Consider the following 13423-nt stretch of genomic DNA (forward strand, 5'->3'; position numbering starts at 1 on the left):
TTTACAATAAAAAAGGGCCTTAAACCAAAAAAGCACCCCGAAAGGTGCTTTTTTATCGGCTATAAAAGACTATTTATTTTTTTTAGACTGGATCTGCGTTTGTTGTTGCTGACGCATGTAATCGTCTAATCTTGTTTGAAACTTAGATTTCTTTTTCGTCTCTACAGGTTTTGTTTTATTCTCCTGTAAAGTGCGGTGAATCTTTCCATCGTCAACCATAGATTTGATCAGGAACTGCTGTGCAAAGGTCAGCATATTCGCCAGGAAATAATAGTAGTTTAATCCTGAAGGATAGCTGTTCAGTACACCTAAGAAAACAACCGGCATGATGTATCCGATGTATTTCATTTGTCCTGTAGCGCCAGAGATCTGGTTGTTGAAATACGTGTAGATCAACGTAGAAATCGTCATCAATACACACATCAGACTCAGGTGATCTCCGATGAATGGAATCGTGAATCCAAATTTGATGAAATCATCATAGGTGGAGAGATCTTTCATCCATAGGAAGCTTTCTCCCCTTAACTCAAATAAGTTCGGGAAAAAGAAGAAGAAGGCCATTACGAAAGGAAGCTGAAGGAGCATTGGTAAACAGCCTCCCAGAGGATTTACACCCACCTGTTTGTATAGTTTCAGGTATTCCTGTTGCAATAGGGTAGGGTTATCATCACCAACTTTGGCTTTGATCTCATCCATCTCCGGTTTAAGAATTCTCATCTTAGCCATAGAGATATATGATTTATATGTCAATGGAGACATCGCTACTTTCAGCAAGATGGTCAGGATCAGAATGATCAGACCGTAGTTCCATCCGAAACCTTCCAGGAACTTAAATACCGGCAATACGATAAACCTGTTGATGTATTTCAATGGCCAGTAGCCCATATCTACCTGTTTCTCGATTTCGTGACCCTGTGCTTTTAAGACATCAAATTTGTTCGTACCGAAGTAGAAGTCCATTGCATAGTTTTGAACAGCAAGTTGTCCGAAATGCATTTTCATGTCTGCCGAATAACGTTTGATCTCTCCTGGTTGTGTCAATATGGTCACACCTAATTTTCCACTTTCAAAAGCTACTTTAGGAATCAGTACTGCAGAGAAGAACTGTTGTTTGAAGGAGAACCATTCAATCTTTCCTTTTTTCAAATCTTCAGTTTCATCTTTAGCGATGCTCAAATGATCAGGCGTTTCATTTACATATTTATAGAAAGGAGCAGCATGCTCTTTTTCTTTTTTACCAGATTTTTCCTGTTCTAACAACGTAGTTTCCCAGTTCAGGGCGATAGAATCCGTTTGGATTACCTGATTTAAACCGTTCAAATTGATGTTGAAGGCTACGTTATTGCTTTTAGGCTTCAGATCGTAAGTATACTCAATGTATTTATCACCAAGGTAATTGGCACGCATGCTCACCAGGCTACCTGCTTTTGTTGCAGTAAAATAAAGGTCGTTGGTATTTACTTCTTTACCGGCAATATTCATTTTCAGGCCAAACTTATTCTGATTTCCATCGAACAAGATGACCGGCTTTCCTTCATAGGTTTTCTGATCTTTTACCTCTACAGATAAGATTTTACCACCTTTATTGGTCAGCGTTAACTTCAGTTTCTCATTTTCAAGAACAGTAGTCTGAGCAGTACCTGCGATGCTACCACCAAAAGGGCCTGATAATGTTGCTGAATCCACAGCTGGCGTTGCTGCTGCAGGAGTTGCAGGAGCAGTAGTTTTTGTAGCCGCGGCAACTTTCTTTAAAGAATCTGCAGCAATTCTTTCCTTTTCTTTTTTGATTTCAGTCTCACTGGGACCAAAAAAGTAAAAAGAACCGGCCAAAACGATCATGATCAGGAACAGGCCTGTAAACGTATTTCTATCCATTATTGTTATTTAAACTCGTATTATTTTATTTTCTTCTTCGCAAATTCCATCGCGGCGGCGACAAATTTAACAAAAAGTGGGTGAGGATTAGCAACTGTTGATTTTAATTCCGGATGAAATTGTCCGCCAACGAAGAAAGGGTGGTTTTTTAACTCTACAATCTCCACTAAATTACTGTCAGGATTCAACCCTGAAGCAATCATTCCAGCAGCTTCATATTGAGCCAGGTAATCATTATTAAATTCATAACGATGTCTGTGACGTTCAGTGATGTGGGTTTTTCCATAAGCAGAATAAGCTTTAGTCCCTTTTTTAAGATCACAAGGATAAGATCCTAAACGCATGGTTCCGCCTTTATTTGTTACTGCTTTCTGATCTTCCATCATATTGATCACCGGATTTGCAGTGTTCTCCTCAATTTCAGTCGTATTGGCATCTTTTAAACCCAATACGTTTCTGCCATACTCGATCACTGCACATTGCATACCCAAACAGATTCCAAAGAATGGAACATCGTTTTCACGTACATATTTAATGGCATCAATCTTTCCTTCAATTCCACGGCTTCCAAAACCCGGAGCTACCAATACTCCGTCCAGATGCATCAAACGTTCTTTTGCATTGTCAGGATAGATGCTCTCAGAATGGATATATTCTACTTTTACTTTACATTCATTTTTCGCCCCTGCATGTACAAAAGATTCAATGATTGATTTATAAGCATCAGGAAGTTCTACATATTTACCAACAAGACCGATCTTCACTTCGGCAGTAGGATTTTTTAAACGGCCAAGGAAGTCTTTCCAGCTTTCCATATCCGGCTCGTTCTTTTGTGCAAGTTTCAATTTGCTCAATACAGTTTTATCCAGTTGCTCCTTCATCATCAGCAATGGAACATCATAAATGGTAGAAGCGTCGATTGATTCTACTACAGCATTGATATTTACATTACAGAACAAGGCAATTTTCTTACGGATATCTGCGTTGATGTGGTGTTCTGTACGGCATACCAGGATATCCGGTTGAATACCATATTCCAATAATGCTTTTACAGAGTGTTGTGTAGGTTTTGTCTTTAACTCACCAGCTGCAGCAAGGAAAGGAATCAGGGTCAGGTGGATCACGATCGCATTGTTTGCGCCTTCTTCCCATTTGAACTGACGTACTGCTTCGATAAATGGTAAAGATTCGATATCACCAACTGTTCCGCCCAATTCAGTGATGACAATATCATATTTGCCGCTATCACCTAAAATGCGCATGTTGCGTTTGATCTCATCAGTGATGTGAGGAACAACCTGAACTGTTTTTCCAAGATATTCTCCCTGTCTCTCTTTGTTGATCACATTCTGATAAATCCTTCCGGTAGTGATGTTGTTTGCCTGAGACGTAGGAACGTTCAGGAAACGCTCATAGTGACCAAGGTCAAGATCTGTTTCAGCACCGTCTTCAGTAACATAGCATTCCCCATGTTCATACGGATTTAATGTTCCCGGATCGATGTTGATATACGGGTCAAATTTTTGAATGGCTACACTGTAACCTCTTGCTTGTAATAATTTGGCTAATGAAGCGGAGATGATGCCCTTACCTAATGAGGAAGTAACACCGCCCGTAACAAAAATATACTTAGTCATGCTTTGTGAGTTTCTGATATAAAAGCAGCTTTTATGCTACTTTTATTGTTTTTGTACGGGATACAAAGTTAGCAAATAAAACGGAAGCTAAAGGGCTAAATTTGGAAATAATATTCCGCATGGAAAAGAGGAGGTAAGCGCTTATAGCTGAAAAAGTTACAGGACGAAACCGTAGAGCCGCTTTTTTACCTGTTCAGGTTTTTCTTTTTTTTGTTCATCATATCGGGTATATATTTCCAGGAGTTTCTTGAAATCTTTCTCTGTTTCTGTTTTTTTTCCTTTTGAGGGAGGTAAGATATTCGCTGTTGCATTGGCAAATGCATTTACTTCAGTGGCAAACCAGGTGGTGAAATAACGGGGAATGGCAAGGCCGAGGATCATTCCCGGTAAACCGCTGAATCCCTCCGGACCACCCCTCAGCAAAATCTCATCACTATAAAATGCAACTACATACACTGTGTCATTGATCCTGCCAATTGCTTTCCTGCATTCATAACCCGCGATGTTACGGACCTCATGCATAATTTTCCAGTCTACTTTTGGTATGGTATCATTCAGGAGGTAATCTTCTCCCATGATCCTCTTTTTTAATACCCTGCTCTGTTTTTGATAATCGGCATACAATTGATTCTCCGCGTCGCCCTCAAAATCAAAAAACAGGTTGTTGTTTTCCTCAGGTTCCTTTTTTACGGGTTTAAAGATGGATTTTGTCCGGTCGAAATACAATTCCCAATTTGTGATCTTGTACTTTTTTAATTTTTCTTTTGCTTCATCGGGAATGTCCCATTCTGCGAGGCTCCGCTGCAGGTTTACCTTTTTCTCAAAGTTGATCTTGCCATGGGGAATAAAAAGCTGCTGGGCCTTCAGTCCGCCTGTACAGGTCGCAATTAAAAGTATGCAGGAGGCCAGCCTTTTCATCATTTTTATTTGTTAACTACAGCTTTGGTAAAGTTACCACTTAAATTCCAGCTTAAGCCGAATAATACATAACGTGGAATATAGCTAAATGTGTTTTCAGAAATCACATTTCCCCCAACAAATCTATTGTATCCGATTTTTTGATTCAGAATATCGGTTACAGTGAGCTTAAGTTCAAGGGCTTCACTTTTCCCCATTTTGGCTGCAAGATAACTGTTCCAGATCACCACATTCAGATCCTGACCGAAGGAGGCGTTTGCCGGCCTTAAGGAAATGAAAACGGTACTGTTGAATTCTGTGCGGTAAGGCAGCTGTACTGTACCCGAAAACTCATGGTTATGGGTGATGCTCTTTCCATCATTGATCCCGCCGATAGAAGATTTGCCATACATCACCGTAGCTGAAGGAGAATAACTGAGGTCTACTTTTGAGGTGTAATAATTAAAAGAACCTTTGATGTTATATTGGGTGTTGGCAGTTCTGTTTTTTACCTCATTGATGATCGCGATATTGTTGGATCTGTAGAAACTCAGGTCGAGTCCCATCCGGAAATGAAGTTTGGAGAAGCCTTTTGAATAATATACATTTCCACTTAAGGAATTGTTGCCATCTAAATTGACAAAGCTGGAAGTCCTTTTGTTAAACTCATCTACGTTTTCTGAGTTCACAATGGCATTATTGGTAAAGCCATAATTCAGGTAACCAGAGATGTACTGATCGGAATTCATTAAGAAACTATTGTAAGAAATACCGAAGTTATTGGTAAATGAAGGCCTCAATAAAGCATTTCCTATGACCTGAAACAAAGGGTTGTTGATTTGTCTTACCGGCTGGATCTGTTCGATATTCGGTTGCTGGGTAAAACCATTATAGTTTAATGCCAGACTCGTATTGTTGCTAAGTTTGTAAAATAGGTTGGTCCGTGGAGAAAGGTTCAGGTATTTCCGCTGAAAATTACTGCTCAGGTCAATATTCTTCAGCTCAAAGGTGGTGATCGTTGCTTCCAATCCGCTGGAAATGGAGAAGTTCTTTGCTTTATACTGAAAGATCAGTTTTCCGATATTTGAAAAATTAATGAATTTAAAGTTATTACTCAGGGAGTCAATTTTGCTTTTGATCCCGGTTACATAATCATACACGATTCTGTTGCTGCTGGAAGAAATGGTTTTAAAGGTATATCCAGCCTCCATAGACCAGTGTTTAGTCAGTGTTTCTGCATAACTGACCCTGGTGCCCAGGGAATTTTGTGTACCTGCATTGTCTTTGATCAGGTTGATGTCTTCACTGCGGTTCCAGTTTCCGTCGTTGTCGAAATATTCGGTATGGTTGAGACTTCGTTCCAGCCCTTTGTTACTTTGGTTTTCTGGTTGGATATCAATGGACAATACCCTTCCTTTTTTCTTAAACCTTCTGGACCAGTTGATGTTTCCGTTGAAGGCATCGGCAGAACCATTTCCAAAATTGGACTGGTTGTTTTCGCTGATGATTTGTTCCGTTTCGCTTCTGCTGTTATTTAAAGTGGTGGATTCTGTATAGTTCCGGTTCTTTTTCAGGCCAAAGGAGATTTTAAGGGTAGATAAAGAATCTATGTGGTAGTTATAGGTGCCACGGATGTTCTCTCCGGTAACTTTGGAATGGTCTTCTGTTCTTCCCCTGCTAAAAAAAAGCTTTCCATCCGGAAGGAGTTCCTGAGAACTATTGGTTTTAATATTGGTGTTTTTATTGTCAAAGACTTTGAAATTTAACTTTAAACCCATTTTGTTATTGTCGAACTTATCCGAGTAATGGGCACCGAGGTTCAGGTTATTGGGTAATCCACCTGCAGAAACATAATTATCATCATCGTCATCTCCTCCCGAAGAGTACATGATCGAGCTGCCATCATCGCCCACCTCAATCTGGTCGTACTCTTCGCCCTTCAGTTTCCTCATAGAATTGTTGATCTTTGATTCGTTGTCCAGGGTGGAGTAGGTGCCGAAAATAGCGGTTTTCAGCTTGTTCTTAAAGATCCCGACCATGCCCCCATAATCCTGAAAAGTGGAACTTCCGATATTGGCATCCAGTGTAGACAGGTATCCGTTCTTCGCATTTTCCTTGAGTTTTATATTGATGGTTTTGTTTTTAACCCCATCATCAATTCCTGTTAAATCTGCAGTTTTACTTTTTCTGTCGTATACCTGTACTTCTTCCACTGCGTTTGCTTTGAGGTATTTTGTAGCCAGCAGGGGATCATCGCCAAAGAATTCATCCCCATCTACGAGGACAGTCTTGACTTCTTTTCCCTGTGCTTTGATCAATCCGTTTTTGTCGACTTCAAATCCGGGTAACCTTTTCAGGAGTTCCTGGACATTGGCATTGGTACGTACCGCGAAGCTGTCTGCCTGAAAAACGAGGGTATCCCCACGCATCCTGACGGCACTTTTTTTGGCCGCAATCACCACTTCACTGAGCAGTTTGGACTTTAACTCCATATTGATCGTGCCCAGATCCAGATTTGTATTTTCTGATATTCTTAAATTACTGATATAATCTGCCATTTTGGGATAGCTGATGAGTAATTTATAATCCCCTTTAGGGATGTTGTTCCATTCAAAACGACCGTTTTTATCCGTACGCAGCGTTTTGACCAATATAGAATCCGTAGAACGGAGCAGGAGCACCGAGCTGTTTTCCAAAACCTTTTTCTCCAATGTATCTGCAACTATCCCTTTGATACTTGCTTTTTGTGCTAAAACGGTAAAAGAAAATAAAGTGAAAATTATATAAATAAAAAATTTTTTCAGCATAAATTACCGGTAACTCATAGAAGGTTCCTAAATCTAATAACTATTTTGTAGTTCGTATTAATTTTCAGGAATATTCTTGGTTTTTGAGCGATAATCTAAGCATAAAAAAAATGCCCGAAAAAAATCGGGCACTCTTTAAATTATATTTGGTTAGAATATGCAGGTTTTGGTTGTTTACGTTTTAGTTTTTTTTCCTTTTGATTATCTAAATATAATGCAAAATATATTTTAATCACAATATAATTTTCAACTTTTTTCAAAAACCGAACGAAAATATGCTGTTTTATTGCTCTGGAGCCTTTTTAGGGACATTTAAAGACTCATGTTTTATAAATGTTACTTGCAGCAACTGTAATAAGGAAGCACTTTTTGCTCCTTTTCAGACCAGGCAATGTAAAATTTCTGCTCATTGGAGATCCTGTATTTGAAGCCATTTAAGCCGGATAGTTTGAGCTCATTAAAGAGTGCTTTGTCGGGCGTATTGGCGTCAGGATTCTCATTTTCTGTCACTGCGGGTTCTAAAAAGTTTTCATCCTCGAAGAACAGTTTCAATTCCTGCTGAATAAATTCTTTTTGTTTCGATTCCTTATCAAGGTCCAGCGTGGACTCATAATTTTTGATGAGGTCTGTTGCCTTAAAATCTTTCTGATAGATCTTTGCTCCGTTGTGTGCGGTAATGCTAAAGCTCATGACCATGTCTTTCAGTGCTTCCCCTTTTAGTACAACTTTAAACGTATCCACTTTTACCGAATCACTGAAAGGCTTCAACAGGGTATGCCCTTCTGCATTCGCCTTCAATAATCTGGCCTTCTCGGCTTTATTACCGGTACATGAGGCCAGAAGCCCCAGGAAAAGAAAGATACAGGTGCAAGCGTTTTTCATGAGCAGGTAAATTTAGGTAGCTGAGCTGTTGATTTTATTCAGGTCTTCGGGGGTATCGATGGCAATGGTTTCTATGGTTGTTACCCTGGTTTGAATGGCATATCCATTTTCTACCCAGCGCAATTGCTCCAGGCTCTCAGCAATCTCCAGCGAAGAAGGAGGGAGCTTTGTGATTTCCAGTAAGACCGGAACAGTATACCCATAAATGCCGATATGTTTATAGAATTGATGTGCCTTTAGCCAGTTTTCTTTTTCTGCATTCCGGATATAAGGGATGGTTTGCCTGCTAAAGTATATGGCTTCTTTTTTACCGTTCAGGATCACTTTAGGAAGGTTGTGGTTGAACAGTTCTTCAGAAGTATGAATTTCCTTAATTAAAGTGGCCAGTTGTACCTTCGGATCAGTAAAGCAGGAGATCAGCAGGTCGATCTGTGCAGGGTCAATAAAAGGTTCATCTCCCTGGATATTCACCACCACATCGAATCCCGGAACCTGTCCGGTTACTTCTGCGCAGCGGTCGGTCCCACTTTGGTGCGTACTGCCGGTCATGATGAATTCCCCGCCAAAATTTTTCACCTCCGCAGCGATCCTGTCGTCGTCGGTGGCCACCAGAACCTTGTCGATTCCGGAGGCTTTAGCCGCTTGTTCATAGACCCTGCGGATCATGCTTTTCCCCTGAATGTCTATCAGTGGTTTCCCCGGAAAACGGGTAGAAGCGTAGCGGGCAGGGATGATACCTAATACTTTCATCTTAGAATAAGCCGTTTATTTCTGCATCAATAGATTGGATGATACTTCCCAGGTCCTCAGGATTATTGGTGAAATCCAGTTTATCCTTATCCAGGATCAGTAATTTACCCAGACTGTAATCTTTGATCCAGGCTTCATATTTTTCATTTAGCTTGGACAAATAATCGATACGGATACTGGCTTCGTACTCACGGCCCCGGCGTTGGATATTGTTCACCAGGGTAGGTACAGAAGCACGCAGGTAGACCAATACATCAGGAGGTTTAATGAAAGAAGTGATGTTCTCAAAGATCGCCCGGTAATTGTGGTGATCCCTGGTGGTCATCAAGCCCATCTCATGTAAGTTTTCTGCAAAGATGTGTGCATCCTCATAAATCGTCCTGTCCTGAATGACATTTCGTTTATTACTTTCAATATCTACAATCTGCTGAAAACGGCTGTTCAAAAAGTAAATCTGCAGGTTAAAGCTCCATCTTTTCATGTCGCTGTAAAAATCTTCCAGATAGGGATTGTCCTCTACCGCTTCATATAAAGCTTCCCAGCCATAATGTTTGGCCAGTAATCCTGTCAATGTGGTTTTACCGGCGCCAATATTTCCAACTATAGCTATGTGCATATATTTTTCTTTTAAGGTAGCTATTGTAGCTATATGATTTATACTATAAGGTTAAAAGGATTTAAATCCGATCAGTTCCCTTGCTTCTTTAATTGTTTTTTGTGCGCTTTCTCTTGCTTTCAATGCACCATGTTTGGCCACCTGACGCAGGTAAGAAGTGTCTTTTGAGATCTCTTCAATCTTTTCACGGATGGGTGTATTGAATACGATCATATCTTCGGCCAGTTGCTTTTTAAAATCTCCGTAACGGATGGCCTGGGTATTGTAAAGGTCGTCGAAATGTTTCATGGTATCTGCCGGAGAAACGATTTTCATCAGGTCAAATAAATTCTGAATGGCTTCCGGCTTAGGCTGGTTGTCTTCAGTTGGTCCACCATCAGTTACCGCGCGGGAAACTTTCTTACGGATGATCTCCGGGCTGTCAGCTAAATAAATGCAGCTGCCATCACCAGAAGATTTACTCATCTTTCCTTTTCCGTCCAGACCAGGAACTTTTACCAGGTTCTCATCGAAGTTAAAGGCCTGTACTTCCGGGAACATTTCATGGTTGTACAACCTGTTGAAACGGTTTCCAAAGGTACGTGTCATCTCTAAATGTTGTTCCTGGTCTTTCCCTACCGGAACTTTAACCGCTTTATGGATCAGGATATCTGCAGCCATCAGGGTTGGGTAAGTTAACAGACCTGCATTCACGTTGTCTGGCTGAGTACGTACTTTATCTTTAAATGAAGCACTGCGCTCCAGTTCGCCCATATAGGCATTCATGTTCAGGTATAAATATAATTCTGTAACCTCAGGCACGTCAGACTGGATATAAATGGTGGTTTCTTCCGGATTGATTCCGCAAGCCAGGTATTCTACTAAAACGTGTTTTACATAGCCATGAAGGTCACCAGGTGTCGGATGCGTGGTCAGAGAGTGAAGGTCGGCAATAAAAAAGAAGCAATTAAAATCATACTGCATCTTTACAAAGTTCTTTACTGCACCAAAATAATTTCCCAGGTGTAAATTTCCTGTAGGACGAATCCCGCTAACTACCGTTTCTTTCATAGGGACGAAATTAATAAAAAACAGGTATTAGGTCTGCCTATAATTTTATTTTTATGCTTTATAAATAGGGATTGTCCCTAATTTACATTTGGATGAACGTTTTTTAACGCTTATAGGGTAATTTTTGTAGTTTTGGTGCAATGATCCGCCTGCTTAAGCACACCCATCGCCTCTATTCGGTCTTTGTTATTTTAGTGCTATCGGCAGTTTTTTACCCGTTTTATTACCTGGCGGCACAATCTCCAAAAAGATATGGCACCTTAAATAAACTGAGAAAACTAAAAAGCATTCTTAGCAGCTGGCTGACTGGTATATTTTTCAGTTTCACTTATGAAGAGTCTCTGGATAAAAACCAAACCTATATTTATTGTGCCAACCACGCTTCCAACCTGGACATCATGCTTTTTTGCATCCTGGCAAAAGGGAAATTTCATTTTATGGGGAAAGACGAACTCCGGAGCAATCCGGTCCTGAAAATTTTCTTCAATACAATAGACATTTCTGTAAACCGGGAGAGTAAGATTTCTGCATTTCGTGCATTCAAAAGAGCCGGTGAGACGCTGGAGAAGGGCTGGAGCCTCATTATTTTTCCTGAAGGAAAGATTGACAGTACGCATTACCCTCCGATATTGCATCCTTTTAAAAACGGGCCGTTCCGCCTGGCGATAGAGAAAAATATTCCTGTAGTAGCGGTCAGTCTGACGGATGTTTGGAAAAAAATGTGGGATGACGGATCTAAATATGGTAGTACGCCGGGAATTTGTGATATTTACATCCATAAACCTGTGGTGACAACAGATTTAACAACTGCAGATGCTGACCTTTTAAAAGAACGCATCTTTGATTTAATAAACAGTAAACTCACTAAAGCATGACCATCGATAAACAAACCATAGATAAAGTTGCAAACCTGGCGAGAATCGCGATCGAAGATAAAGAAGTCGATACATTGATGGCTGATATGAATAAGATCCTTACATTTATGGAGAAGCTGAATGAGCTGGATACAACTGGTGTCGCACCACTTGTTTACATGAATGCAGAAGAAAATGTATGGCGTGAAGACCAGGTGAAGCAGGAGATCACAGTAGAAGAGGGCCTGAAGAATGCCGCCAGACACAATGAAAACTTCTTTATGGTTCCAAAGATCATAGAAAAATAAAGACAGATGTAACATCTGAGGATAGATGACCGTCTAAAACGAAACAGGAATAAAAAAATGTCAATGGAAAAAGCGTTAATCAACATCAAAGATATAGGTCGTAAATACGTGATAGGGTCGGAAGTCATCCATGCGCTAAAATCAGTTTCATTGGACATACATAAAGGGGAGTTTGTGGCCTTAATGGGGCCCTCAGGATCCGGTAAATCTACGCTGATGAACATTCTCGGTTGTCTGGATACCCCAAGCAAGGGGGATTATGTCCTGAATGGCATCAATGTAAGTCAGATGACAGACAATGAGCTTGCAGAGGTCCGCAACAAGGAAATCGGCTTTGTTTTCCAGACTTTTAACCTGTTACCCCGTTCTACTTCTTTGGATAATGTGGCACTTCCGCTGATCTATGCCGGAGCAAATAAAAAGGAAAGAGACGCCAGGGCACAGAAAGCATTGGAAAATGTAGGTCTGGGCAACAGGGTAACACATAAACCAAATGAGCTTTCCGGTGGTCAGCGTCAGCGGGTAGCGGTAGCCAGGGCATTGATCAACAATCCTTCGATCATTCTTGCCGATGAGCCTACAGGTAACCTGGATACAAAAACCTCTATAGAAATTATGGGTTTGCTGGAAGAGATCCACAGCAAAGGAAATACGATTATCCTGGTGACGCACGAAGAGGACATTGCACAACATGCACACCGAATTGTACGGATGCGTGACGGGCTGATCGAAAAAGATTACCTCAATACAGACATCAAAACCGTATCGCCACGACTGACCAAGCTGGAAGCGAAAGGCGATGATTTTGAAAAAATAAGCTAATATTCTTTCATGAAGATATATACCAAGACGGGCGATAAGGGTTTGACCTCACTGATTGGAGGTACCCGTGTACCGAAATTCCATTTGCGCATAGAATGCTATGGGACGGTGGATGAACTGAACTCTTATATCGGGCTGATCATGTGTCAGGATATAGACGCTCATCACCAGAAAATACTGAAAGAAATCCAGGACCGGCTGTTTACCGTGGGCGCTTCTCTGGCTGCCGACCCGGAAAAATCAAGGATGAAAATCCCGGATTTGCACGAAAGTGACATAAATCTGTTGGAACAGGAGATGGACGATATGAACGAAATATTGCCGGAACTGAAACATTTTGTCCTGCCGGGTGGAACTACAGTCGTTTCTTTTTGCCATGTGGCACGCTGTATTTGTCGCCGTGCAGAGCGTTTAACGGTACATTTGGCCTCAGAAAGCTTTGTTGACGAAAAAATGACTATTTATTTAAACCGTTTAAGCGATTATTTATTTGTTTTGGCACGAAAACTGAATTTAGATGCGAAAACAGATGAAAACATCTGGATTCCACGCCTCTAAAAAGGTTGAAAAAAAAGTTTGTTTTGCTCATGTTTTTTAATATACTTTTGCGAAACGAATTAGAATAACTTAATAGTATAAGAAATATGTATTGGACATTAGAACTCGCATCGCATTTGGAAGACGCTCCATGGCCTGCAACAAAAGACGAATTAATTGATTACGGTATAAGATCAGGCGCACCTGTAGAGGTGATCGAAAATTTACAAGCTTTGGAAGATGATGGGGAACCTTATGAAACCATTGAAGAGATTTGGCCGGATTATCCTACTAAAGATGACTTCTTCTTCAACGAAGACGAATACTAATCTTTAGCATTTCTAAGTAATGCTTTAAGAGGCCCTGTGAACAACAGGGCCTTTCTTTT

13 protein-coding genes are annotated in these 13423 nt (G+C 40.6%); 5 read left to right on the plus strand and 8 right to left on the minus strand.

Translation table 11 applies throughout. The annotated features are described in order from the left end of the window. Positions 1 to 69: 69 nt before the first annotated feature. From yidC to trpS, 8 genes are all read right to left on the minus strand, one after another. Entirely contained in the window at positions 70 to 1875 is a 1806-nt protein-coding gene (yidC, locus tag BUC20_RS24600) for a membrane protein insertase YidC (RefSeq protein WP_073234379.1), read from the minus strand. 20 nt (positions 1876 to 1895) lie between these two features. Further along, entirely contained in the window at positions 1896 to 3512 is a 1617-nt protein-coding gene (locus tag BUC20_RS24605) for a CTP synthase (protein WP_073234382.1), read from the minus strand. Positions 3513 to 3668: 156 nt separating this feature from the next. Then, a complete protein-coding gene (locus BUC20_RS24610; RefSeq protein WP_234994594.1) occupies positions 3669 to 4433 on the minus strand; it encodes a GLPGLI family protein in 765 nt (254 codons plus the stop codon). 2 nt (positions 4434 to 4435) lie between these two features. Continuing rightward, complete coding sequence (locus BUC20_RS24615) at positions 4436 to 7216, minus strand: outer membrane beta-barrel protein (protein WP_073234385.1); 2781 nt, start codon at positions 7214 to 7216, stop codon at positions 4436 to 4438. A gap of 336 nt (positions 7217 to 7552) precedes the next feature. Further along, entirely contained in the window at positions 7553 to 8098 is a 546-nt protein-coding gene (locus tag BUC20_RS24620; protein ID WP_073234388.1) for a hypothetical protein, read from the minus strand. Positions 8099 to 8110: 12 nt separating this feature from the next. Then, positions 8111 to 8848: a 3-deoxy-manno-octulosonate cytidylyltransferase gene (gene kdsB, locus BUC20_RS24625; protein ID WP_073234391.1), complete on the minus strand. Its 738-nt coding sequence runs from the start codon at positions 8846 to 8848 to the stop codon at positions 8111 to 8113. 1 nt (position 8849) lies between these two features. After that, a complete protein-coding gene (locus tag BUC20_RS24630; RefSeq protein WP_073234394.1) occupies positions 8850 to 9464 on the minus strand; it encodes a deoxynucleoside kinase in 615 nt (204 codons plus the stop codon). A 51-nt stretch (positions 9465 to 9515) separates the two neighbouring features. Beyond that, positions 9516 to 10514, minus strand: coding sequence for a tryptophan--tRNA ligase (trpS, locus tag BUC20_RS24635; RefSeq protein ID WP_073234397.1), 999 nt, complete (start codon positions 10512 to 10514; stop codon positions 9516 to 9518). A 140-nt stretch (positions 10515 to 10654) separates the two neighbouring features. Between trpS and BUC20_RS24640 the strand changes: the two genes are divergently transcribed. From BUC20_RS24640 to BUC20_RS24660, 5 genes are all read left to right on the plus strand, one after another. Beyond that, positions 10655 to 11389, plus strand: coding sequence for a lysophospholipid acyltransferase family protein (locus tag BUC20_RS24640; RefSeq protein ID WP_073234400.1), 735 nt, complete (start codon positions 10655 to 10657; stop codon positions 11387 to 11389). Continuing rightward, positions 11386 to 11676 (plus strand): Asp-tRNA(Asn)/Glu-tRNA(Gln) amidotransferase subunit GatC, encoded by a 291-nt coding sequence (gene gatC, locus BUC20_RS24645; protein WP_073234403.1) that lies wholly within the window; start codon positions 11386 to 11388, stop codon positions 11674 to 11676. Before BUC20_RS24640 ends, gatC begins: the two co-directional genes overlap by 4 nt. Positions 11677 to 11739: 63 nt before the next feature. Beyond that, complete coding sequence (locus BUC20_RS24650; protein WP_073234406.1) at positions 11740 to 12498, plus strand: ABC transporter ATP-binding protein; 759 nt, start codon at positions 11740 to 11742, stop codon at positions 12496 to 12498. Between the two features lie 9 nt (positions 12499 to 12507). Then, on the plus strand, positions 12508 to 13056 hold the full coding sequence (locus tag BUC20_RS24655) for a cob(I)yrinic acid a,c-diamide adenosyltransferase (RefSeq protein WP_073234409.1): 549 nt from the start codon (positions 12508 to 12510) through the stop codon (positions 13054 to 13056). 86 nt (positions 13057 to 13142) lie between these two features. Further along, positions 13143 to 13364 (plus strand): DUF2795 domain-containing protein, encoded by a 222-nt coding sequence (locus BUC20_RS24660; RefSeq protein ID WP_008240955.1) that lies wholly within the window; start codon positions 13143 to 13145, stop codon positions 13362 to 13364. The last annotated feature ends 59 nt before the right edge of the window (positions 13365 to 13423 follow it).

The sequence above is a fragment of the Pedobacter caeni genome (assembly GCF_900129215.1).
In the GTDB taxonomy this organism is placed as follows: domain Bacteria; phylum Bacteroidota; class Bacteroidia; order Sphingobacteriales; family Sphingobacteriaceae; genus Pedobacter; species Pedobacter caeni.

Bases quoted from the DNA above. Each gene is read 5' to 3' on its own strand.
- BUC20_RS24605 (WP_073234382.1), bottom strand. From the start codon at position 3,512: ATGACTAAGTATATTTTTGTTACGGGCGGTGTTACTTCCTCATTAGGT.
- yidC (WP_073234379.1), bottom strand. From the start codon at position 1,875: ATGGATAGAAATACGTTTACAGGCCTGTTCCTGATCATGATCGTTTTG.
- BUC20_RS24615 (WP_073234385.1), bottom strand. From the start codon at position 7,216: ATGCTGAAAAAATTTTTTATTTATATAATTTTCACTTTATTTTCTTTT.
- BUC20_RS24655 (WP_073234409.1), top strand. From the start codon at position 12,508: ATGAAGATATATACCAAGACGGGCGATAAGGGTTTGACCTCACTGATT.
- BUC20_RS24640 (WP_073234400.1), top strand. From the start codon at position 10,655: ATGATCCGCCTGCTTAAGCACACCCATCGCCTCTATTCGGTCTTTGTT.
- BUC20_RS24650 (WP_073234406.1), top strand. From the start codon at position 11,740: ATGGAAAAAGCGTTAATCAACATCAAAGATATAGGTCGTAAATACGTG.
- trpS (WP_073234397.1), bottom strand. From the start codon at position 10,514: ATGAAAGAAACGGTAGTTAGCGGGATTCGTCCTACAGGAAATTTACAC.
- BUC20_RS24660 (WP_008240955.1), top strand. From the start codon at position 13,143: ATGTATTGGACATTAGAACTCGCATCGCATTTGGAAGACGCTCCATGG.
- gatC (WP_073234403.1), top strand. From the start codon at position 11,386: ATGACCATCGATAAACAAACCATAGATAAAGTTGCAAACCTGGCGAGA.
- BUC20_RS24610 (WP_234994594.1), bottom strand. From the start codon at position 4,433: ATGATGAAAAGGCTGGCCTCCTGCATACTTTTAATTGCGACCTGTACA.
- BUC20_RS24630 (WP_073234394.1), bottom strand. From the start codon at position 9,464: ATGCACATAGCTATAGTTGGAAATATTGGCGCCGGTAAAACCACATTG.
- BUC20_RS24620 (WP_073234388.1), bottom strand. From the start codon at position 8,098: ATGAAAAACGCTTGCACCTGTATCTTTCTTTTCCTGGGGCTTCTGGCC.
- kdsB (WP_073234391.1), bottom strand. From the start codon at position 8,848: ATGAAAGTATTAGGTATCATCCCTGCCCGCTACGCTTCTACCCGTTTT.